The following is a 19,601-nucleotide window of genomic DNA, read 5'->3' on the forward strand; positions in this document are numbered from 1 at the left end:
CCACGCTCGACGCCGATCTGGATAAGCTCACCGACTCCCTCGGGATCGAGAGATACAAAGGGGTCCTGCTCCAGGATGCCGCGGCTCTGGTAAGTGCCCAGGAACGACGCCGCATCATCGCGCGAGATGCCGAATGTCGTCTGCGTCAGATCGTTTGTGCCGAAGGAGAAGAATTCAGCCGACTCGGCGATCTCTGCCGCCTTCAGGGCAGCACGCGGCAATTCCACCATGGTTCCGATCTGGTAGTGCAGTTCGGTGCCGGTCTCCTCGGCAACGGCTTTCGCCATTGCCTCGATGCTCCGGCGGACCAGATCCAGTTCGCCTTTCAGACCGACCAGCGGCACCATGATTTCCGGCACCACCGGCGCTCCGGTATCCTGGGCAGCTTGAACAGCCGCTTCGAAGATGGCCCTTGCCTGCATTTCCGCGATTTCTGGATAGGACACCAGCAAACGGCACCCGCGATGACCAAGCATCGGGTTGAATTCTTCCAGCGCCAGGGCGCGATCTCTCAGACGCTCCGGATCAGCTCCCATTGCCTTTGCGACTTCGGCAAGCTCGTCTTCGGACTTCGGCAGGAATTCATGCAGCGGCGGATCCAGCAGGCGAATGGTGACCGGCAAGCCATGCATGATTTCGAATAGATCGGTGAAATCCTTGCGCTGCATGGGCAGCAGTTTGGCAAGTGCGGCTCTGCGGCCCTCTTCCGTTTCTGCCAGGATCATTTCGCGAACCGCCACAATCCGCTCACCTTCAAAGAACATGTGCTCGGTGCGGCAAAGGCCGATGCCTTCGGCACCGAATTCCCGGGCGACTTTCGCGTCCTGGGGCGTTTCCGCATTTGTCCTGACAGTCATGCGCCGGACATTGTCCGCCCATCCCATCAGGGTGCCAAAATCCCCGGAAAGCGTCGGTTGCAGCATCTGCACCTCACCGGACAGAACCTGTCCAGTCGCGCCGTCGATGGTGATGACGTCCCCTTCTTTCAATTGGCGGCCCGCCGCATTGATCACGCCGTTCCTGTAGTCGATCCGAAGCATTCCGGCACCTGCCACGCAGGGTTTGCCCATGCCGCGTGCAACCACGGCCGCGTGGCTGGTCATGCCACCGCGGCTGGTCAGGATACCTTCAGCGGCATGCATGCCATGAATGTCTTCCGGACTTGTTTCGACACGCACCAATATGACTTTGCGCCCCTCGGCTTTCGCCTTCTCCGCCTCGTCGGACGTGAAAACGATCGCTCCAGAAGCAGCACCCGGTGAAGCAGGCAGGCCCGTTGTAACGATGTCTCGTTCGGCATTCGGATCGATCGTTGGATGGAGCAGTTGATCCAGAGCGCCCGGCTCAACCCGCCCGATCGCCTCTTCTTCGCTCAGAAGCCCCTCTTCAACCATATCGACCGCGATCTTCAGGGCAGCCTTCGCCGTCCTTTTGCCGGATCGGGTCTGAAGCATCCAGAGCTTGCCCTTTTCAATGGTGAACTCCAGGTCCTGCATGTTCTTGTAATGCGCTTCCAGCTTGGCGCAGTAGCCCTTGAATTCCGCGAACGCCTCCGGCATCAGCGCTTCGAGCGACGGGCTGCTGGACCCGGCTTCGATGCGGGCCTTTTCCGTGATGTCCTGCGGTGTGCGGATGCCGGCCACAACATCCTCGCCCTGTGCGTTGACCAGAAACTCGCCGTAAAGGGCGTTTTCGCCCGTGGATGGATTGCGGGTGAAGGCAACGCCTGTCGCTGAGCTTTCGCCCATATTGCCGAAAACCATCGCCTGGACGTTGACCGCCGTTCCCCAGCTCGTTGGGATGTCGTGCAGACGCCGGTATGTCACCGCGCGGGGGACCATCCAGGAACTGAACACCGCCCCGACTGCGCCCCAGAGTTGCTCACGGGGATCCTGAGGGAACGGCTTTTCCATCTCCTCCTCGACCAACGCCTTGAACTTGCCGATGATTTCCAGCCAGCCATCCGCGTCTATGTCGGTGTCGAGCGTCAGGTCGTTCCGTTCCTTGTGATCCTCGAGTATTTCCTCGAATTCGTGGTGATCGAGGCCCAGGACAACGTCCGAGTACATCTGGATGAAACGGCGGTAGCTGTCATAGGCAAACCTGCGATCACCCGCTTCCGTCGCAATCGCTTCAACGGTCTGGTCGTTGAGGCCGAGATTGAGCACTGTATCCATCATGCCCGGCATCGATACTCGAGCGCCGGAGCGCACGGACAAGAGCAGCGGACGTTCCGCATCGCCGAAGGCACGACCGGTGATCACACGAATTTTCTCAAGAGCTTCAAGGACTTCAGCTTCAAGCGCATCCGGATAGGATTTGTCGTGCTCGTAATACCAGGTGCAGACTTCGGTGGTGATCGTGAACCCTGGCGGGACAGGAAGACCCAGGCTGCTCATTTCCGCAAGGTTGGCGCCTTTTCCTCCGAGTAAGTTGCGCATCTCGGCTGCACCTTCTGCAGCACCGTTGCCGAAACTGTAGACCCATTTGGCCATTTTTTACTCTCCTCGCCAGGCGCGGAAGGCTTTTCGCCTCCATAAATTTTGCACTGCACATTCCTGCTACGGCAGACGAATGTCTTCAAGCCCTTTTTGGCAGAAAGCCGTTTTGAATACGAATAACGCGCAAGATTTCCCGCAACGGGCAAAATCAAAAGGATTTAAACCCTCAGAAAGTTTTGCCATCGCCTTGCCGCAGGGCCTTAAAGACGCCATTCTCAAGAACAATAAGCAACGAACTGATTTGCCCATCGACCGATTAGTGCGAGGAATGATGACACACCTAACCAGCGCCGTTTCCCGGATGGACCGCAGGTTTTCAAAGTTGAAGGTTCTTGCGCTGGTCAGTGCCATCGCCCTTGTCCCGACTGCCGCGGTTGCCGAAACCGACGCGACAGCGCAATCTTTCGGTACACCGTCAAACCTGCCATTCACCTTGTCTGGGAGCTATCTGTCGGGCCGTCTGGCGGGCTTTCAGAAGGACTACGGTCACGCAGCCGCCTTTTATGAGGAAACGCTCGCAGCCGATCCGACGAACACGATGCTGCTGGAGCGTACCTTTCTTCTGAAACTCGCCAATGGAGATGTTGACCAGGCTGTTCATTATGCCGGTGAACTCGAAAAGGCCGGATTGGAGAATTTCCTCGCCCAACTCGCGCTCGGCGGTCAAATGATCGTTGATGGAAGCTACACTGATGCCGACCAGGCCTTGGCCAAGGGTCGAAACGGCCCGCTTGCCCAACTGTCCATCGGAATCTCGCGTGCCTGGGCACTATACGGCAGCGGAAAGGTTGACGAGGCCCTTGAAGCAATTGACAGGCTGAACGGCCCGGACTGGTTCGAAGTCTTCAAAGCGACCCACAAGGCCCATCTGCAGTTTGCCGCTGGTCGGAACGAAGAAGCTTTGGAAACGATCGAAGGCGCCTACGCCCTCGACCAGGCGGCACTTCGTGTCGTCGATGCGTACTCCAGAATTCTTGCCGCCAATGGCCGTCAGCAGGACGCAATCCGCGTCCTCGACCAGTATGATGAACAGTTTCGTGGTCACCCGAAGATCCTGCAGACAAGAGAGCTTCTGGAAAGCGGCGATGTCATCCCGCCGATGGTCACGGACCCCGCGCAGGGCATGGCAGAGATCCTTTACGGACTGGGTGCCGTGATCGGACGCGACGGCGGCGAGGAATTGTCGACATCCTATCTACAGCTGGCGTTGCATCTGGACCCAAAGGCAGAATTCGCCGCAATCGCTCTTGGAAGTGTTTTTGAGCGGATGGACCAGCCGGACCGGGCTATCGACGCTTTCATGCGCGTTCCGGAAGACAGCGTCCTCAAACGCGAGGCCGAAATCCAGGTTGGATTGAATTTCAACGCACTGGACCAAATCGACGAGGCCCGAGAGCATCTTGAAGCACTGATTGCAGCAGACCCCGCGGACCTGGAAGCTGTAATCGCGCTCGGAAACATCCTTCGTTCGCATGAGATCTATGACGAAGCCGAGGTCATTTATTCGCAAGGGATCGACACGATCACCGAACTTGAGCGCCAGCATTGGCTGCTCCTCTACTTCCGCGGCATCAGCCGGGAACGGCTCGACAAATGGGATCTGGCGGAAACCGACTTCCGCAAAGCGCTGGAATTGAACGAAAACCAGCCGCTTGTCCTCAATTATCTCGGCTACTCTCTGGTCGATCAGGGCCTCAAGCTCGACGAAGCGCTTGAAATGATCAAGACCGCTGTCGAGATGCGTCCGACGGACGGATACATCGTCGACAGTCTCGGCTGGGTCTATTTCCGCCTCGGCCGGTACGAAGAAGCCGTCAGAGAGCTGGAACGCGCCATAGAACTTCGCCCTGCCGATCCGGTCATCAACGATCATCTCGGTGATGCCTACTGGATGGTCGGCCGCCGCAATGAAGCCCGTTTCCAGTGGAATCATGCGCGCGATCTCGGCCCTGATGAAAAGGAACTTCCCAAGATCCTCGACAAGATCGCCAACGGATTGCAGGACGCTCCCAAGACCGATGCCGCCAATGCCGAGAGCGACAAGAACGGCGGCTGACCGGACTGGGCAATGGTTCGAAACGTTACGACGGAGCTCCGGGCCGAACTGGCCCGGGCCAAGGTCAATCTGGCGCTTCACATCACCGGACAGCGCGCGGATGGCTACCATCTTCTCGATTCTCTAGTCGCCTTTCCGCAGATCGGCGACCGGCTCGCTCTGGAACCGGCTGAAAAACTCGAAATCCGGCTGGAAGGCCCGTTTGCAAGAGATCTCGAGGGCCCGCCGGAGGCAAACCTCATCCTGAAGGCGGTCAATTCGTTTATAGATGCTGCGGGTCTACCGAGCCCGGAAATACGTCTCACTCTCAGCAAACGCCTGCCGGTTGCCTCCGGCATTGGAGGCGGCTCGAGCGATGCGGCAACCACGCTGCGCCTGTTGCAAGACTACACCGGAACGTCGCTGACTGAGGAAACCCTCAACACGCTCGCACTCTCGCTTGGAGCCGACGTCCCCGTTTGCCTTCGCGCCGAACCGCAACGCATGTGTGGCATCGGCGACGAGATTTACCCGGGCCCGCAACTCCCCAAATGCGGCATCGTGCTGGTCAATCCGAGGATCGGCGTTTCAACGCCCGAAGTCTTCAAGTCTCTGACAAGGCGGGACAATCCTGTCCTGCCCGAGTTCCCGGATGCCTTTGAGACACTGGACGCACTGGTTCGATATATCGCAACTTGCCGCAACGATCTGCAGGCACCGGCGATAAAGCTCTGTTCCGAAATTGGCGAAATCATCGCGGCGCTTGAATCCGATCACAGGATCGCTCTTGCCAGAATGTCAGGATCCGGTGCGACAGTGTTCGGGCTCTGCGAGACAGGTGACGCGTTGGATATCGAACGTTCGCTGAGAGAGCATTTCCCGGCTTGGTGGATTGCGTCCGGCCTCTTGTCTTGATCCTGGGCGGCCAGCAAGGCCGCCCTATCAATCGGGAGGCTCTAGCTAACGCGTGAGATGCAGAACGCGACCGCATCTCCCAACGCGTCATTGTGGCTGCCGGCGGGCAATACCTCCAGCGCCTTCAACGCCTTGTCGCCGTAGTCCCTTGCACGGGCGACGGTTTCACTCAGCGCATCATATTTCTTGAGCAATTCGATCGCCTGCTCCAGGTCACCGTCTTCGATGTCATCACCTTCAAGGCAACGTTTCCAGAATGCACGATCTGCGTCCGTGCCGCGCGATACCGCGAGGACCACTGGCAGCGTAATTTTGCCTTCCCGGAAATCATCGCCAATGTCTTTTCCGAGATCGGCTGAAGATCCGCCATAATCGAGCGCATCGTCGACAAGCTGGAAGGCGTAGCCAAGCTCCATGCCATAGGTACGCGCCGCCTGTTTCATATCAGCGCCCTGCCCGGCAATAACCGGCCCGACTTCTGCCGCTGCAGCGAACAGGGCCGCAGTCTTCGCTTCGATCACACGCAAGTAGTCCGCCTCGGTGGTCGCAATGTTCTTGGCGGCGCCCAGCTGAAGCACCTCACCTTCTGCAATCACCGCGGACGCCGTGGACAGGATCCGGAGCGCTTCCAGCGACCCGACATCGACCATCATCTTGAACGCTTGGCCCAGCAGATAGTCGCCGACGAGCACGCTCGCCTGGTTGCCCCACAGCTTTCGCGCTGCAAGCTTGCCCCGGCGCATGTCGCTCTCGTCGACAACGTCATCATGCAGCAACGTGGCTGTGTGCATGAATTCCACGCTTGCTGCCAGCGTCACGTGGCCGGTGCCCTGATAGTTGAAGATATCGGCAAGGGCGAGTGTCAGCATCGGGCGCAGCCGTTTGCCGCCGGAAGAGATCAGGTGTTTTGCGATCTCAGGGATCAGCTCCACATTGGATCCCGCCTTGGACAGGATCAGTTCATTCACGTCGGCCATGCCCGGGGACACAAGGTCAACAAGTGACTGTATGCTCGGACGACGCGATTGAGTGTCAGAATATGTTGCGACAACGGCCACTTACGGCACTCCCCTGAATATTTGTGCGGACAATATGGCGCGAACGCTCCCGGGGCAAGACGCCAATCCATTGACAAACTGTTGAAATGCCACAAACAGCTGGTTTTGCTGTACACCAAAGAAATGTGGCGTTTGTTGTAAGCGCCGTCGAAGAAGGCGTTAAGCTCGGATAACTTATGGAAGAACTCGTCAGAACGAATGATCCGGTCCTGATTTCCTTTCTGGAATCAATTCTTGGGGAGGCAGGCATCAAGCATTTTGTCGCAGATGGCAATATGAGCATCATGGAGGGATCTCTGGCCATGATCCCGCGGCGTATCCTGGTAGATGCCGATCAGATCCAAAAAGCACGCAGCCTCGTCCGGGACGCAGGACTTGAGCACGAGTTGCGGCCTGACAGAAACGAGTCCTGATGGTCGGCTCAAAGGGCGATGCGTCTCAGGACATCACTCATGACGCGTTTCTGGGCGGCCAGGTCTATGTCTACCAGCCCAAAAGGGGGCGGCATCGCGCGGGTCTGGATGCGGTCTATCTCGCGGCGGCTTTGCCTGACGAAACGATTGGACATGTCGTCGACCTCGGCGCCGGTGTCGGTACGGCCGGGTTTTGTGCTGCCGCCCGACTGAGCGCTATTCAAGTCACGCTGGTTGAGATTGACGCGACCGTATTGTCACTCGCTGGCCGGGCTCTCCAAGACCGCGAAAACGCGCATTTCGCTGGCAGGGTCAAGCTGCTGGAAGCCGATATCACTGCCAAGGGCAGTTTGCGGCATGCGGCCGGTCTCACACCCTCGATCGCCGATCATGTGATCATGAACCCGCCCTACTACGAAGTGGATCGCTTTCGCGCCTCCCCCAATTCGGCACGCGCGGAAGCGCACATGCTTGATGAACGCGGACTGGAGCCATGGGCGAAAACCGCCACCGATATTGTGAAAGAAGGCGGCAGCCTGACCGTGATTTATCGCGCTGACGGCCTGCAGGATCTGCTCAATGTTTTGCGCGGCCGTTTTGGCTCAATTGACGTGATACCGCTTCGGCCGAGACCAGATGCGCCGGCGACACGAGTGCTGATCCGTGCAATCCGGGCCAGCAAGGCTCCCCTGCGGCTGATGCCGGGATTCGTCCTGCACGAAGGCGATGGCTCGGACTTCACCAGCCAGTCACAAGGCATCATGCGCGACGGAATGGGATTGGGGTTGGTTCCCCGTTGATCCGCTTAGTCCTCTAGTGAACCCGTATTTCTCCATCCGCAAAGCGGAAGTCGACCGGCTCGATCAGGCCCTGATGAGCAACGCGCACCGAGTGTATGCGCCCTTCGATTTCCCTCTCCCAGAATTCCAGAAATCTTGTCAGCTCTGGAAATTGTGGCGCCCGATCTTCGGTTTGCCAGAGAAAACTCTGCAGGAATTTGGGATGGTCGGGCAGTCTGTAGAGAATCTCGGCAGTCAGCAGACCATATCCAAGAAAGCGTTTTTCAAAGTCTGAGCTGGGTGTCATGCCAATCCTTTCTTTGTTGCCAAGAAAAGAGTGTCACGGAAAGTCAGTAAACCAAATCCAACTTTTTGCGAATATCTGTTTATAAACAGCACTTTAGCAGCAGGATCCCATGTCTGCTAACAATCCGCATCTTGTCGCACGGCAGAACTCTAGGGTACGGACCCATAAATGAAGCCGATTTGGCGGCATAAATGGCGAAATCACGCAAGGAAGCGTGCGAAGAGCGGGCTTTGTGCCCGGTCAAGCACGGTGACGCTGCGAGGTAAGGTCATTTTGCCGTCCTTCGGATTTGGCCGTTTTGGCCATCTGCTGCGTCGCGAAAGGCTTGAAAATGAACCACATTTCCTGCGCTTTCGCTCCTTGCAGCTGGTCAAAACGATCCAAACCAAATTGACTTCATTTATGAGTCCGTACCCTAGCGGGTCTGGATGGAGCTCAGATACCCCAAGAAGGCGTCGATATCGTTTGGCTCAAATGCGATTTCGGGCATGTTTTCATGCGCGGTGACGATCCCTTCGGCCAAGGGTTCCTCAAGACTTTCAAGAGGGTAGAGTTTTGACAAATCTCGAAAGGCCGGCGCACCAGGCTGCGCACTGGTATCGTCGGTTCCGACCGCATGACACGTCGCGCAGTGAATTTCTGCCAATTCCTGTCCGGTTGCCAGGCTTACGGGATCGGAGGGATAGGACCCGTCGGACCCAAGGGCGCTGCCACCCATTGCAAAGAAAACCACGGACACCCAGATTGGATTGCAGTTCACCACGAGACCCTCTCTCCCTTGAATCGCCTGTCCGTTTTATAGATTGTTCTCGTGCCCATGCCCATTAGGTCATACCCTGATACAGAGGTCGCAATGGTTGTTCTTCGTTCCGACCGGCCTACTTTGGTCCGGGCTGACCTGTCCGCGATCGCCCCTATAATAAGAGCGAATAACCAGACAAACCGGAGGATCCATGAGCCCGACACCCGTTCCCGCGTCCATTGACGATACGCTTCATCTGATGGATCAGGCCGGATATGTCGCGGACAGATCTCTGGCGACCGTCCTTCATCTTGCCCTCAAACTGAAACGGCCCCTTTTTCTGGAAGGTGAAGCTGGTGTCGGCAAAACGGAGATTGCCAAGGTCTTGTCGACGACGCTCGGCCGCGATCTGATCCGGCTGCAATGCTACGAGGGTCTGGACGTCGCGTCTGCGGTCTATGAATGGAACTACCAGGCACAGATGGTGGAAATCCGGGTAGCGGAGGCAAGTGGCGATACCGACCATCAGGAATTGTCGAAGTCGATCTTCGATGAACGCTTTCTGATCAAACGCCCTGTCCTACAGGCGCTCGAACCTGCGCTTGGCGGCCCACCGGTGTTTCTGATCGACGAGCTGGACCGGGCAGACGAAGCCTTCGAAGCCTTTCTTCTTGAGGTGCTTGCCGACAGCCAGGTTACGATCCCCGAGCTCGGCACAGTCAAGGCGGAAGAACCTCCCATCGTTATCATCACGACCAACCGCACCCGTGAAATTCATGACGCGCTGAAACGCCGCTGCCTCTATCACTGGGTTGACTATCCGGACGCGGAACGGGAGCTGGAGATTGTGCGCCGGAAAGTTCCGGGCGCGGCGGAACGTCTGGCGCTGGAGGTTGTCGCCTTTGTTCAGAAGCTGCGTGCAGACGAAGATCTTTTCAAACAGCCCGGCGTTGCCGAAACGCTGGATTGGGCGACCGCCCTTTCGGAGCTCAATGAAATCGCACTCGATCCGGATTTGGCTTCCGACACGCTGGGAGTCCTGCTGAAGTACCAGGACGACATCGAACGTGTACGCGGTTCGAAACTGCGCCACATGATTGACGAGATCCGCAAGGACGCTTCGCGGCAACAACCGATGCCGGCGGTTTGAATTGGAAATCATTACCATCCAAATACCCCCGCCCTTAGCGCCTGCCCGCAAGGAGGATAGGAATTCCGATGGCGCGGCAGAGTATTCCCTGCCCCTTTGTGGAGAAGGGCCAGGGAGGAGCTTGGTCCGCCGTTTGCGCCGTCAACCCGGAGGTGCTCATGCAGGCCTCTCCTGAACTGCGTTCGCGCATTACCGACAACATCGTCTATTTTGCCCGCACGTTGCGAAAAGCGGGCGTTCCCGTAGGACCGGCCTCTGTTGTTGACGCGGTGAGTGCAGTCGAAGTCTCAGGGATAGAAAACCGGGACGATCTTTACTGGACGCTGCACGCTGTTTTTGTGCGCAAGCACGAACACAAGGTGCTGTTTGACGAAGCCTTCCGCATTTATTGGCAAAGCCGCGGCCTGATTGAAAAGATGCTGTCCATTCTCTCGCCCGTCGCACCACCGCGCGGTGCGCCGGAAAAGCCCAAGGCCGGCCAGACCCGCGTGTCACAGGCCTTTCAGGCGGCAAAAGAGAGGATCGCCGAGGAAACTGTTCCGGAAGTCGAGGTTGACGCGAAATTCACCGTGTCGGGCAGAGAGCTTTTGCAGAAGAAGGACTTCGCCCAGATGACGGCCGAAGAAGTCGCCGCCGCGAAACTGGCGCTTCGGTCGATGGCGCTGCCAATGGACAAGATCCGTTTGCGGCGCCTCACCTCTGCACCAAGGGGGCGGATAGATCCAAGACGGACACTGCGCGCTTCAATGCGCGCCGGTGGCCAGATCATCGACCTGAAATACCGAAAGCCGGCTGAAAAACGACCGCCGCTTGTGGTGTTGTGCGACATATCGGGCTCCATGAGCCAGTACTCGCGCCTCCTGCTCCACTTTCTCCACAGTGCGACGGCAGAGCGCCGCGACGTGCACACATTCCTGTTCGGAACGCGGCTGACAAATGTCACCCGGCAACTGCGAATGAAGGATCCGGATGAGGCCCTAGAAGCCTGTTCCGCAGGTGTTGAGGACTGGTCAGGCGGGACCCGGATCGCAACGGCGCTGCGCAACTTCAATATGCACTGGTCACGTAGGGTGCTGTCCGGTCAACCGACAGTTTTGCTGATTACAGATGGTCTTGAGAGAGACACGGACGAGGATCTGGAACGGGAAATGGACCGGCTGCACCGCTCCTGCCGTCACCTGATATGGCTGAATCCCCTTTTGCGGTTCGAAGGTTTTGAAGCCAAGGCAAAGGGGATCCGTGCCATGCTGCCGCATGTCGACGAGTTTCGCGCGGCGCATTCCCTGGACGCCGTCGCGGACCTGGCCGCGGCGCTGGCCGGCAAGCAGACCAAGTCGACAGCGAACGATCCGAGAAACTGGCTTTGAACGCGATTACCCTTCCTTGCGGTAAAGGATTGTCCCCCGCTGGTTGATCAGCAGCACCTCGCCGGATACCGGGTGGACGTAAACTTCAACGCGCTGACCTTCCGGCGTTGTTCCATAGACTTCCCAGCATCCGCCGTCTTCCTTCATTCTTCGCACTTGCCAGCCGTCCGAGGTCAGTTTCTCCGTGACCTGGGTCTCCGTCAGCCAGGCAGATTTTTCTGTTGCCTCGCATTCGAACATTCCGGTTGCGCAGGCAGGCAAAGCAAAGAAACAGCTCAACAGTGATGTTGCCGTGTGGAGTGTGTAATTCATGACAAGATCCTTTCGAGTTGAAAAAACTGATCAAGCAGCGGCTTGGGTAGAACCGGACAAAAACGTCTTGTGGATCCGGTAAGCTTCCAAAAGGGCCAGTGGAACAAAATGGACCAGCGCCGGTCCGAACTCGTTGTGGACGAACATCCAGTGCAAAAGAGTTGCGATGGCTGCCAGGTAGACCGTTCGCTGCAACGGCTTCCAGCGGCGGCCAAGCAACCTGACAGACGCATCGTTGGAGGTGATCGCCATCGGCAGGAAGATGAAAAACGCGAGCCAGCCGGTCCAGATCCCAAATGCCCAAAACTCACCAAGCACCGCCTGCAACGATCCCATATCGATGAGATAGAGGACGGTGTGAAACGCCGCATAGGCGAAGGCAGCAACACCGAAATACCGCCGTCGCCGCAGCATCCAGATCCAAAACCCGTTCTTGGGAAACATGATCCGGAAGGGTGAGATGATCATGGAAATGATCATGAACCGGGCGGCAAACTCACCAGTCGGGTGCAACAAAAACTCCGTCACCGGCCGGCCATCTTCTGCAGCTGCGCCATTCACGAGTGCCAGCACCATCGGCACAGACGGCAAGGCAAGCAAGGTCCAGAGAAAAGCTCTGGAATCCAGGATGTTTCTGATACGCACTGCCCGCTCCACCTATTTGCGTTTGCAACCCGACAATGGGATGACCATAACGCGGTTCTGTCGCAAAGCTGTGCCGGAACAGGGGGGACTTTGTCGCAAGATGTAACGGCAAGGCCTCCAGACACAAAAAACCCCACCGGTTCCGTGTTGGGGCACTGGAAACCGGTAGGGTCTTGTCTTGGGCCGGAGAGGACCCGGCACTCACTATACTTTCATATATTCGAAACTAAATGCGGCAAGCTGTCCCTGTGACAGCCTGGCAATTTCCTGATGAAGATGGGACGACCTAAGGCAGCGCCACCACCGGCGTTCTGATGCCCACCCGCTGAAACAGGTCCTGGATGTCGTGGTTGGCCATTCGAATACAACCATAGGAAACCGCTCGTCCGATCGATCCCGGCCTGTTGGTCCCGTGGATGGCATAATTGCCGTTGGACAAGGTCATCGCGGCAACACCCATCGGGTTATTGGGCGCACCGCCTGCGATCACCGCTGGAAGATGCGGAAAGTCGCGCCGCACTTCTGCCGAGGGCGACCAGTCCGGTTTCACATATTTCGCCGTGATCTGTGCCTGCCCGGTCCAGGCCTTGCGGGGCTTTCCGACCGCGACCTTGTATCGGATCGCCCTCTTGCCCCGCAAAACCAGATACAGCCGTTTTTCGGAATTGCGGATCACGATCGTCCCCGGGCGGAACCTGTGATCGGAAAACCCGACCAATTCGGCCGCCATCGCAGGCATTTGACTATTGCTCAACAAACTGAGTGCGACCGCAAACAGCCCAATCCGGTAACAGGAATTGAAACCCATGATACTTCCCTGATTTCAGGGAAAAATAGCGCTTCGAACCGTCCCTTTGAACCTGCGGTCTTCAATTTCTTAACAAAAGGTTAACGCTCAAATCTCGGCAATTTGACCGTTTCGGGGTCGGCCGCAGCCAGATCCGGGTCAGCACACAAGGCGTAACCTGAACGTGTATGGGTTTTGGGTGTGTCGCGCATCACTATGCCCTGGGCGCTGGGAAAACCATTCTTCGAAGGGTCAACAGCAAGCAAAGCTGACACTTCACCCCTGGTGAAAATGCCGATGCAAGCCGCGCATACCCTGCTTCAAGGAAGGAACCCTGAAATGCCGCCCATTCGTTCTAAATTCTCCGCTTTGCCCAAGGCCGCTGCCGGCCTCAGCATGCTCGTAACGCTCGCGCTACCTGCCACTGCGGGCACGATCACCGGCTCCTACAACCTCACCCCTGCGAACATTGCCACCGGCTTTTCCGTCCGAGTTCTCGGTGGCCGCCCGGTGCAGGGCGAATTCGGGAACGTTTCCGGAAAGATGATCCTTGACCAGAACCGGCCTGAAAAGAGCCGTGTCAACGTGACGATCGACATGACCAGCGTTCAGACCAACAACGACAAGGTCACAGGTTTCCTCAAAAGCTCTGCCATGTTTGACGTCGCCAAATATCCGGTCGCCAAGTTCCAGAGCACGCGAATTCGCATCACGGGCAAGTACTCAGCCGAGGTCGAGGGTGTCTTGTCCATGCGCGGCAAACGGAAAAACACGAAACTTGCCGTGAAGATTTCCGACACCAGAAGCAATGGCAACGTCGGCTTTGAAGTTTCAGGCGGCTTTTTCCGCAGCCTTTTCGGTATGGAAGCGGGGCTTCCGATCTACGCCGACAAGGTGAACCTGAAAATAAGCGGAACGGGCCGCCGCGGCTGATCGCCCTTCACCCCTGTTTTCAAAGAAAGCACGCATGCAAAAGTTGCGTGCTTTCTTGATTCCATGGACCTCTTACTGCACGCGAGGTGCCCCGTCGCGCCATTCGTAAATGACAAACGCCGGCAGGTTGCTGTCCCCTTTGCCGTCGAATTGGACCCGTCCGAGGATCGTGTCGAACTCTGCATCGCCAAGGACCGCGGCGACGTCCTCCAGGCCGGTGCTCCCGGCCTGTTCTGCCGCCTGCGCCCAGGCCTGGATTGCAGCGTATGTGGTCAAGACATAGCGATCCGCGGACTTGCCGTCTCCTTCCAAAGCACTGACTACAGAAGCTGCTTCAGGAACATCGCGCGGATCCATGGGATAAGTCAGAAGCGTCCCGTTGCCCGCCGGACCGGAAACCGCCCAGAATTCATCGGTCATCAGGGCATCGCCCGAAACCAGCAAGGTATCCAATCCCTGCCGCTCCAGTTCCAGCTTGATCAGTCCGGCTTCCGGATGATAGCCGCCCAGGAAAACGACGCCGACATTTTCAAGCCCGAGCTGTGAAACCAGATATCGATAGTCGTCTTCGCCTGCGTCAAACCCAAGCGACAGGCTTTCATTGACACCCAGCGCGTTCATCTTGGCCTTGACCGCGTCGACCAATCCCTTTCCGTACGCGGTCTTGTCGTGCAGAAATGCAATGCGATCAACGGAGTGATTGTCGGCAAGGTACTGCCCCGCAACTTGCGCCTGCTGGTCATCGCGCGGCGCGAGCCGGAATGTACCCTTGCCGGGCCGATCATCGGTGAATTTCGGCAGGGTCGTCGCAGGCGAAATCTGGACGATACCCGCTTCCGAATAGACTTCGCTGGCCGGAATGGAAGCCCCGAAACAGAAATGCCCCGCGACAAAGACGACGCCTTTCCCGATCAACTGATTGGCAACCGCAACCGCCTTGTCCGCATCGCAACCATCGTCGGCAATTTCCAGAACCAGCATTTCACCGTTGACACCCCCCACTGCATTGATGTCAGCGACCGCCTGCTCGGCGCCGGTTCGCATCTGAAGCCCGAGATCGCGGAACTGCCCCTCCATCGGACCGGCGATGGCGATCGCAATGTCGGCATGCGTTGTTGTGGACACAACGGTGCCGGCAACAAGCGCAGCGCAGGCCGCAATCTGGCGATAGGTCATCCGGTTCTCCAGAGCTTTGCAAAAACGTTCAACAATCCCTATCGCCGGTCGGCGTGAATCTCAATGAGCAGACCGTAAAAGAGGCACGAAAGACGGGTCCCGTGGCAACGCGGTTTGCTGCCTCTTTTTCCTAGGCACGGGATGAGCGTGTGTCTAAACTCCCGTCATGAACCGGAAAGGCGATGATTCCGCCGTCGGCTCCAGGAGCAGTTTAAATGTCCACACCGACCTCAGAGCAGGCCCGGCTTCCCCTTGATACACAGAGCTTTCGCGAGGCGATGAGCCGCATTGCTGCCGCCGTTCATGTGGTAACGACGGACGGCGACGGTGGCAGGCTCGGGGCAACGGTGTCCGCCGCCTGCTCCGTGAGCGACGATCCGGCAAGCATACTGGTTTGCCTGAACCGGCAGACACGCATGCACGAGGCTGTTCTCAAGAACCGGTGCTTTTGCCTGAATACACTTGGCGACGACCACCAGGAAATCTCGGATGCGTTTGCGGGCCGCAAGAATTTGGACATGGCGGAACGGTTTGAAAAAGGTGAATGGACCAATCTTGCCACGGGTTGTCCGGCTCTCGACAGCGCAAGGCTCAGCGTCGATTGCGAGATTTTCTCCGTATCAGAGATGGGCACGCATTCCATCATTGTCGGAACGGTGGTCGACCTGCGCATGACCGACCCCGGGCGGTCCCTTCTTTATGTCCGGCGTGGCTACAAAAGCCTCGACACCTGAGCCTGTTCGGCTCAAACTGAGCTTCTCTTCCCGCAATTTCGGAAAGGCGTTTCATGCCCGGCCCCCGAAATCTCATTACCGACGTTCCAGGCCTCAAGGTCGGAAATGCCTCCGATCAGGAGCTGAAATCCGGTGCGACGGTGCTCGTGCCGGACGAGCCTGCCGTTGCGTCCGTCGCCATCCATGGCGGTGCTCCCGGAACCAGGGAAATTGCGCTTCTGGAACCAGAACAGACGGTCGAAAAGATCGATGCGATCGTTCTGGCTGGCGGCTCGGCATTCGGCCTTGATGCCGGCGCTGGTGTTCAAGGCCGGCTCGCAGACTTGGGCTACGGGTTCGAGGTTGGTCCTGTCCGCGTGCCGATTGTTCCGACCGCCATCTTATTCGACCTCTTGAACGGCGGCGACAAGAGCTGGGGACAGGCTGCCCCTTACCGGGACCTTGGCCGTTCGGCACTGGATGCGATTTCGGATGACTTTGTTCTCGGCTCCGTCGGTGCCGGCACAGGCGCAACCACTGCCAACCTGAAGGGCGGGCTGGGGTCAGCGTCGCAGGTACTCGATAACGGCGTCACCGTCGGCGCGATTGTTGCCGTCAATGCGCTTGGCCGCGCGACGATCGGTGACAGCCCCCATTTCTGGGCCGCTCCGTTCGAAATCGGCGACGAATTCGGCGGGCACGGGATGGCGCATCCCTTCCCTCTCGACGCCGTGGATGTGCGGACAAAACTCGATGCTTTGAAAGCCGGCGCAAACACGACGATTGCCGCCGTGGCCACCGACGCGGTGCTCACAAAGAGTGAGGCCAAACGCCTTTCGGTCATGGCGCATGACGGCCTTGCGCGGGCCCTTTGGCCGGCACACACACCGCTCGACGGTGATCTCGTCTTTGCACTTTCAACGGGCCAGAAAAAGCTGGAAAGCGGGCTGGAAGACATGGTGCGTCTTGGCGCGGCTGCAGCGTCCTGCCTCGCAAGGGCGATTGCACGCGGCATATACAATGCCACGCCAGCCGTGGGAGATCCGGTACCGACCTGGCAGGAGAAATTCGGGGCCTGATCCAATCTGAACACCGGCAGGAACCGTATCCCTGAGCAAAGCATCAGCTCAAAAGGTCTCTTGCCAAATGAAACGGTTCCGCACTGCCCTCCTCTTCGCCCTCTGCCTGTCCGTCATTCCGGCGGCACCTTCTTTAGCGGAACAACTGGTTCTGGAATCTTTCTTCCGCGGCAAGACCGTCGGCAAGGGTGTGTTTGAAAGCAAGCTGGCGGGCGTCTACCGGCCGTTCACGGTCTACCTAAACGGCACCTGGAACCAGCGAACCTTCACCCTGCGTCTGCGCGAGGACTTTGTCTATGAAGATGGCGAAAGAGACACCAAGACCTGGTTCTTCCAGAAGGTGGCTGACGGACGCTACGTCGGGCAACGGGCAGATGTGATCGCACCCACCAACGTGACAACCGATGACAGCGGCGCATTGAGGTTCTCCTACATCGCAGAGATTGAAACCGAAAACGGGCCCCTCTTGCTGCGCTTCGACGACACGCTTACGAAGGTCGACCGCCGAACTGTCAAGAACACCGCAAAGGTGACGAAGGGCGGATTTACGGTAGGCACTGTCGAGCTGATCTTCAAAAAGTGACTTAAAGGAACCTGATTGCCAGCTCTTCAAGCTTGATCAAAGACATGTCTTACGATTAGCTTTCTGAAGGAGTTATTCTTTTGGGGGCGGTATGTTTATAAAATTTCGCGCGATTTATTTCGCGAACACATTCTTGATACTTGCGCTGTTTTTGTTTGGTGAAGTCACAATCAGCAAGAGCGGAGCTCGGGCTGCCGATACCAAACTTGCCGACACGCTCGAAGAGACGCTCCGGCGTCCCTTCAAGGGCGATTTCGATGCGATACTCGAGCGCGGATTTCTCAGGGTTCTCATTCCCTTCTCAAAAACCGGGTTTTTCATCGACAAGGGCGTTCAACGAGGTGTTTCTGCCGAACTGATGATGGAGTTCGAGAAATACCTGGAGAAGACCTACGGCAAGAAAACCCGCGACTTCGAGATCGTGCTTATCCCCACACCGAGGGACAAGTTGTTTTCCGAGTTGGCCGAATTCCGAGGTGACATCGCCATCGGGAATCTCACGATCACCGACGAACGCAAGAAACTGGCGACGTTTTCAAGGCCGCTCTTGAAAGACGTGCACGAGGTTCCCGTGACGACGAGCGACGTGCCCGAAATGACGTCACCGGCAGACCTTTCCGGCCGCTCTGTCTATGTCCGCAAATCCGCGTCTTACTACCAGAGCCTGGAAGCGCTGAACCGAAAGCTGGCGCGGGACGGCAAGAAAACCGTCGATGTTGAATTGGCCGACGAGCGCCTGGAAGACGAAGATATCCTGGAGATGGTTGCGGCTGGCACATTCCCGACGACAATTGTGGACCAGCACAAGGCAGAGCTTTGGCTGGAGGTCCTTGACGGTCTCAAGCTGCACCCCGAGGCCGCCGTTCGCACAGACGGCGAAATCGCGATTGCCGTCCGCAGCGATGCTCCTGATCTCCTGAAGGTCATCAACGGATTTGTCGACACGGTGAAAAAAGGCACGCTGGTCGGGAACCTGCTGTTCAAGCGGTACCTGAAGGAAGCCGAATACCTCAGAAACATGCGTGACGAGACTTACGAGGCCAGCCTTGAAAAGTTCACCAAGCTTTTTCGGAAGTACGGCGAGGAATACGACTTCGACTGGTTGCTGATTGCCGCACAAAGCTTTCAGGAATCGAAATTCGATCCGAAGGCCCACAGCCGCGCCGGGGCTGTTGGCCTCATGCAGATCAAACCTTCGACCGCCGAAGGAAATCCGATAAACATCAACGGGATTGCAACGGACGAGGACAAAAACGTCCACGCGGGTGTGAAGTATCTGCGCTATATCGCCGACCAGTACTTTCCTGATTTGGCCCATGTCCCGGCAGACCAGACATTCTTTGCGCTTGCTGCCTACAATGCGGGACCAAGCCGCTTCGGAAAATTCCGTGATCAGGCCAGCAAAGAAGGCTACGACCCCAACAAGTGGTTCGGCAACGTGGAGTGGATTGTCGCTGCCCGTGTCGGGCGCCAGCCGGTCGAATATGTCGGCAACATCTATCAGTACTACGTTGTCTTCCATAACGACCGGAAGCAGCGCCAGGCCGGCACTGCCGCTGAAAAGGCGGACACCGCCAAATAGCCGGATTAATCGCCCGACGGCAATTCGCCGGGCCACATCACAACGTGATTTTCATAGTCTTCGATTTCGATGCCGTCTTCCGGTACGGTTTTTCCGCGCACCGATACTCCCGCAAGGTGAACGGTCTCCCTGTCGCCCGACACCAGCGGGTGCCACCAGTAGAGATCCTTGCCTTCTTCGACCAGCCTGTAGGCACACGTGGGCGGCAGCCACGTCAGTGTTCGGACTTCACCAGGTGTAAGCTGAATGCAGTCCGGAACTGTCGCAGCCCGGTTGTCGTAGTCCTTGCAGCGGCAGCTCTCGCCATCCAAAAGTGTGCAGGCAACATTCGTCCAGACGATCTCGCCGGTATCCCAGTCCTCAAGCTTGTTCAGGCAGCAACGCGCGCAGCCGTCACACAACGCCTCCCATTCGGCAGGCGTCATCTGCTCGAGGGATTTGCTTTTCCAGTAAGGAGTGTCTTCTTCGCTGCTGTGAATGTCCATTGGCCGGGTCAGTTCCCTGTGTCTGGATTTGAGCGCCTA

At 57.6% G+C, this 19,601-nt stretch carries 20 protein-coding genes; 11 read left to right on the top strand and 9 right to left on the bottom strand.

Features of this window, described 5'->3' with window-relative positions; genetic code table 11:
- On the bottom strand, window positions 1-2,495 hold a 2,495-nt coding region (gene ppdK, locus RBB47_RS25640), incomplete at its 3' end, for a pyruvate, phosphate dikinase (RefSeq protein WP_305988757.1).
- 274 nt (window positions 2,496-2,769) lie between these two features.
- On the opposite strand from ppdK, the gene RBB47_RS25645 reads away from it, so the two are divergent.
- Both RBB47_RS25645 and RBB47_RS25650 read left to right on the top strand, forming a co-directional pair.
- Complete coding sequence (locus tag RBB47_RS25645) at window positions 2,770-4,557, top strand: tetratricopeptide repeat protein (RefSeq protein WP_305988758.1); 1,788 nt, start codon at window positions 2,770-2,772, stop codon at window positions 4,555-4,557.
- A 12-nt stretch (window positions 4,558-4,569) separates the two neighbouring features.
- The gene (locus tag RBB47_RS25650; protein ID WP_305988759.1) at window positions 4,570-5,451 is read left to right on the top strand and encodes a 4-(cytidine 5'-diphospho)-2-C-methyl-D-erythritol kinase; all 882 of its coding nucleotides are present in this window, start codon (window positions 4,570-4,572) and stop codon (window positions 5,449-5,451) included.
- 41 nt (window positions 5,452-5,492) lie between these two features.
- On the opposite strand, the gene RBB47_RS25655 is transcribed toward RBB47_RS25650, so the two are convergent.
- Entirely contained in the window at window positions 5,493-6,509 is a 1,017-nt protein-coding gene (locus RBB47_RS25655) for a polyprenyl synthetase family protein (protein WP_371932857.1), read from the bottom strand.
- A gap of 176 nt (window positions 6,510-6,685) precedes the next feature.
- Between RBB47_RS25655 and RBB47_RS25660 the strand changes: the two genes are divergently transcribed.
- Both RBB47_RS25660 and RBB47_RS25665 read left to right on the top strand, forming a co-directional pair.
- Window positions 6,686-6,922: a DUF2007 domain-containing protein gene (locus RBB47_RS25660; RefSeq protein ID WP_305988761.1), complete on the top strand. Its 237-nt coding sequence runs from the start codon at window positions 6,686-6,688 to the stop codon at window positions 6,920-6,922.
- Window positions 6,922-7,722, top strand: a complete 801-nt coding sequence (locus RBB47_RS25665) for a tRNA1(Val) (adenine(37)-N6)-methyltransferase (protein WP_305988762.1) — start codon at window positions 6,922-6,924, stop codon at window positions 7,720-7,722. Before RBB47_RS25660 ends, RBB47_RS25665 begins: the two co-directional genes overlap by 1 nt.
- A gap of 13 nt (window positions 7,723-7,735) precedes the next feature.
- On the opposite strand, the gene RBB47_RS25670 is transcribed toward RBB47_RS25665, so the two are convergent.
- Both RBB47_RS25670 and RBB47_RS25675 read right to left on the bottom strand, forming a co-directional pair.
- On the bottom strand, window positions 7,736-8,008 hold the full coding sequence (locus RBB47_RS25670; RefSeq protein ID WP_305988763.1) for an usg protein: 273 nt from the start codon (window positions 8,006-8,008) through the stop codon (window positions 7,736-7,738).
- A gap of 415 nt (window positions 8,009-8,423) precedes the next feature.
- Complete coding sequence (locus RBB47_RS25675; RefSeq protein ID WP_305988764.1) at window positions 8,424-8,771, bottom strand: c-type cytochrome; 348 nt, start codon at window positions 8,769-8,771, stop codon at window positions 8,424-8,426.
- Window positions 8,772-8,961: 190 nt separating this feature from the next.
- Here RBB47_RS25675 and RBB47_RS25680 point away from each other — a divergent pair, with 190 nt between their 5' ends.
- Together RBB47_RS25680 and RBB47_RS25685 are read left to right on the top strand one after the other, a co-directional pair.
- The gene (locus tag RBB47_RS25680; RefSeq protein ID WP_305988765.1) at window positions 8,962-9,900 is read left to right on the top strand and encodes a MoxR family ATPase; all 939 of its coding nucleotides are present in this window, start codon (window positions 8,962-8,964) and stop codon (window positions 9,898-9,900) included.
- A gap of 158 nt (window positions 9,901-10,058) precedes the next feature.
- The gene (locus RBB47_RS25685; RefSeq protein WP_305988766.1) at window positions 10,059-11,267 is read left to right on the top strand and encodes a VWA domain-containing protein; all 1,209 of its coding nucleotides are present in this window, start codon (window positions 10,059-10,061) and stop codon (window positions 11,265-11,267) included.
- Window positions 11,268-11,273: 6 nt separating this feature from the next.
- Here RBB47_RS25685 and RBB47_RS25690 read toward each other — a convergent pair whose 3' ends face one another.
- The 3 genes from RBB47_RS25690 to RBB47_RS25700 form a co-directional block, all read right to left on the bottom strand.
- Window positions 11,274-11,579 (bottom strand): PepSY domain-containing protein, encoded by a 306-nt coding sequence (locus RBB47_RS25690; protein WP_305988767.1) that lies wholly within the window; start codon window positions 11,577-11,579, stop codon window positions 11,274-11,276.
- A gap of 30 nt (window positions 11,580-11,609) precedes the next feature.
- Window positions 11,610-12,224, bottom strand: coding sequence for a sulfite oxidase heme-binding subunit YedZ (locus RBB47_RS25695; RefSeq protein WP_305988768.1), 615 nt, complete (start codon window positions 12,222-12,224; stop codon window positions 11,610-11,612).
- A gap of 286 nt (window positions 12,225-12,510) precedes the next feature.
- A complete protein-coding gene (locus tag RBB47_RS25700) occupies window positions 12,511-12,963 on the bottom strand; it encodes a L,D-transpeptidase (RefSeq protein WP_305988769.1) in 453 nt (150 codons plus the stop codon).
- A 387-nt stretch (window positions 12,964-13,350) separates the two neighbouring features.
- Between RBB47_RS25700 and RBB47_RS25705 the strand changes: the two genes are divergently transcribed.
- On the top strand, window positions 13,351-13,944 hold the full coding sequence (locus RBB47_RS25705; protein ID WP_305988770.1) for a YceI family protein: 594 nt from the start codon (window positions 13,351-13,353) through the stop codon (window positions 13,942-13,944).
- Between the two features lie 72 nt (window positions 13,945-14,016).
- Here RBB47_RS25705 and RBB47_RS25710 read toward each other — a convergent pair whose 3' ends face one another.
- Complete coding sequence (locus RBB47_RS25710; protein ID WP_305988771.1) at window positions 14,017-15,120, bottom strand: branched-chain amino acid ABC transporter substrate-binding protein; 1,104 nt, start codon at window positions 15,118-15,120, stop codon at window positions 14,017-14,019.
- 215 nt (window positions 15,121-15,335) lie between these two features.
- On the opposite strand from RBB47_RS25710, the gene RBB47_RS25715 reads away from it, so the two are divergent.
- The 4 genes from RBB47_RS25715 (at window position 15,336) to RBB47_RS25730 (ending at window position 19,077) form a co-directional block, all read left to right on the top strand.
- Window positions 15,336-15,854, top strand: coding sequence for a flavin reductase (locus RBB47_RS25715; protein WP_305988772.1), 519 nt, complete (start codon window positions 15,336-15,338; stop codon window positions 15,852-15,854).
- A 53-nt stretch (window positions 15,855-15,907) separates the two neighbouring features.
- Window positions 15,908-16,912, top strand: a complete 1,005-nt coding sequence (locus RBB47_RS25720) for a P1 family peptidase (RefSeq protein WP_305988773.1) — start codon at window positions 15,908-15,910, stop codon at window positions 16,910-16,912.
- Window positions 16,913-16,979: 67 nt separating this feature from the next.
- Window positions 16,980-17,495: a DUF3833 family protein gene (locus RBB47_RS25725; protein WP_305988774.1), complete on the top strand. Its 516-nt coding sequence runs from the start codon at window positions 16,980-16,982 to the stop codon at window positions 17,493-17,495.
- Between the two features lie 91 nt (window positions 17,496-17,586).
- Window positions 17,587-19,077: a transglycosylase SLT domain-containing protein gene (locus RBB47_RS25730; protein WP_305988775.1), complete on the top strand. Its 1,491-nt coding sequence runs from the start codon at window positions 17,587-17,589 to the stop codon at window positions 19,075-19,077.
- Between the two features lie 5 nt (window positions 19,078-19,082).
- Here the strand turns inward: RBB47_RS25730 and RBB47_RS25735 are convergent, their stop codons facing one another.
- On the bottom strand, window positions 19,083-19,562 hold the full coding sequence (locus RBB47_RS25735; RefSeq protein ID WP_305988776.1) for a YcgN family cysteine cluster protein: 480 nt from the start codon (window positions 19,560-19,562) through the stop codon (window positions 19,083-19,085).
- Window positions 19,563-19,601: the final 39 nt, after the last annotated feature.

This window comes from Roseibium sp. MMSF_3544 (assembly GCF_030732845.1).
In the GTDB taxonomy this organism is placed as follows: domain Bacteria; phylum Pseudomonadota; class Alphaproteobacteria; order Rhizobiales; family Stappiaceae; genus Roseibium.

Excerpts from the sequence above, each read along its gene's own strand:
- RBB47_RS25645 (WP_305988758.1), top strand. The coding sequence starts at position 2,770 with ATGATGACACACCTAACCAGCGCCGTTTCCCGGATGGACCGCAGGTTT.
- RBB47_RS25650 (WP_305988759.1), top strand. The coding sequence starts at position 4,570 with ATGGTTCGAAACGTTACGACGGAGCTCCGGGCCGAACTGGCCCGGGCC.
- RBB47_RS25660 (WP_305988761.1), top strand. The coding sequence starts at position 6,686 with ATGGAAGAACTCGTCAGAACGAATGATCCGGTCCTGATTTCCTTTCTG.
- RBB47_RS25665 (WP_305988762.1), top strand. The coding sequence starts at position 6,922 with ATGGTCGGCTCAAAGGGCGATGCGTCTCAGGACATCACTCATGACGCG.
- RBB47_RS25670 (WP_305988763.1), bottom strand. The coding sequence starts at position 8,008 with ATGACACCCAGCTCAGACTTTGAAAAACGCTTTCTTGGATATGGTCTG.
- RBB47_RS25680 (WP_305988765.1), top strand. The coding sequence starts at position 8,962 with ATGAGCCCGACACCCGTTCCCGCGTCCATTGACGATACGCTTCATCTG.
- RBB47_RS25685 (WP_305988766.1), top strand. The coding sequence starts at position 10,059 with ATGCAGGCCTCTCCTGAACTGCGTTCGCGCATTACCGACAACATCGTC.
- RBB47_RS25690 (WP_305988767.1), bottom strand. The coding sequence starts at position 11,579 with ATGAATTACACACTCCACACGGCAACATCACTGTTGAGCTGTTTCTTT.
- RBB47_RS25700 (WP_305988769.1), bottom strand. The coding sequence starts at position 12,963 with ATGCCTGCGATGGCGGCCGAATTGGTCGGGTTTTCCGATCACAGGTTC.
- RBB47_RS25705 (WP_305988770.1), top strand. The coding sequence starts at position 13,351 with ATGCCGCCCATTCGTTCTAAATTCTCCGCTTTGCCCAAGGCCGCTGCC.
- RBB47_RS25710 (WP_305988771.1), bottom strand. The coding sequence starts at position 15,120 with ATGACCTATCGCCAGATTGCGGCCTGCGCTGCGCTTGTTGCCGGCACC.
- RBB47_RS25715 (WP_305988772.1), top strand. The coding sequence starts at position 15,336 with ATGTCCACACCGACCTCAGAGCAGGCCCGGCTTCCCCTTGATACACAG.
- RBB47_RS25720 (WP_305988773.1), top strand. The coding sequence starts at position 15,908 with ATGCCCGGCCCCCGAAATCTCATTACCGACGTTCCAGGCCTCAAGGTC.
- RBB47_RS25725 (WP_305988774.1), top strand. The coding sequence starts at position 16,980 with ATGAAACGGTTCCGCACTGCCCTCCTCTTCGCCCTCTGCCTGTCCGTC.
- RBB47_RS25730 (WP_305988775.1), top strand. The coding sequence starts at position 17,587 with ATGTTTATAAAATTTCGCGCGATTTATTTCGCGAACACATTCTTGATA.
- RBB47_RS25735 (WP_305988776.1), bottom strand. The coding sequence starts at position 19,562 with ATGGACATTCACAGCAGCGAAGAAGACACTCCTTACTGGAAAAGCAAA.